This window comes from Streptomyces sp. SM1 (assembly GCF_002910825.1).
Taxonomy (GTDB): Bacteria; Actinomycetota; Actinomycetes; order Streptomycetales; family Streptomycetaceae; genus Streptomyces; species Streptomyces okerensis.
In genome coordinates, this window is record NZ_NEUB01000207.1 from 1 (window position 1) to 1,216 (window position 1,216).

The window sequence follows — 1,216 nt, forward strand, 5'->3', positions numbered from 1 at the left end:
CCGGCTGCGCGACGCGCTGGGCACGGCGCTGCCGGTCGGTGTGCCGGAGGCGTTCACCGAACCCGTCAAGGACCCCCTCGGCGACCTCCTCGCACGCTACGCGCGCACCCACGGCCCCTTCACGTCGGCCACGGCGGCGGCCCGGTTCGGACTGGGCGTGGCCGTGACCGAGGGCGCGCTGCAGCGGCTCACGGCGGCGGGCAGGGTCGTCCAGGGCGAGTTCCACCCGGCCGGGATCGGACAGGAGTGGTGCGACGCGACCGTGCTGCGCAGGCTGCGCCGCCGTTCCCTGGCCGCGCTGCGGCACGAGCTGGAGCCGGTACCGCCGGCCTCGCTCGCCCAGTTCCTCCCCCAGTGGCAGCACATCGGCAAGGGACACACCCTGCGCGGCGTCGACGGTCTGGTACGCGCCGTCGAGCAGCTGCAGGGCGCGTCCGTACCCGCGTCCGCCCTGGAGAAGCTGGTCCTGCCGTCCCGGCTGGCGAACTACGCCCCGGCGATGCTGGACGAGCTGACGGCCGCCGGAGAGATCGTGTGGGCCGGTGCGGGTTCGCTCCCCGGGAAGGACGGCTGGGTCTCCCTCTACCTGGCGGACGCGGCCCCGCTGCTCCTGCCACCCCCTCACCCCCTGGAGCTCACCGCGCTCCACCAGTCCGTCCTGGACGCCCTCTCCGGCGGTTACGGCCTCTTCTTCCGCCAGATCGCCGACCAGGTCCGCGCCACCACCCATCCCGAGGCCGGCGATCCCCAGCTGGCCGACGCCGTGTGGGACCTCGCCTGGTCCGGGCGGCTCACCAACGACACGCTCACCCCCCTGCGTTCCCTGCTGGGCTCCGGCCGGACGGCGGGCTCCACGGCCCACCGCGCGAAGCGCTCGGTCCCGCGCGGACGCTACGGCTCGCTCACCGCGGCCGCACGCACCGCCTCCCGCACCGGCCCGCCGACCGTGGCCGGCCGCTGGTCCCTGCTCCCGGACCGGGACGCCGACCCGACACTCCGCGCGCACGCGCTGGCCCGCACCCTGCTCGACCGGCACGGAGTGGTGACCCGGGGAGCGGTCTCCGCGGAGGGCGTCGAGGGCGGCTTCTCGGCGACCTACCGCGTCCTGTCCGCCTTCGAGGAGACCGGGCAGGCACGCCGCGGCTATGTGGTGGAAGGGCTGGGCGCCGCCCAGTTCGCGATGGACGGAGCCGTGGACCGCCTCCGCGCCGCGGCC

At 75.9% G+C, this 1,216-nt stretch carries 1 pseudogene; it reads left to right on the top strand.

From position 1 onward, the window contains the following. Window positions 1-1,216 (top strand): annotated as a pseudogene (locus B9S61_RS04685) (DEAD/DEAH box helicase); the annotation flags it as partial.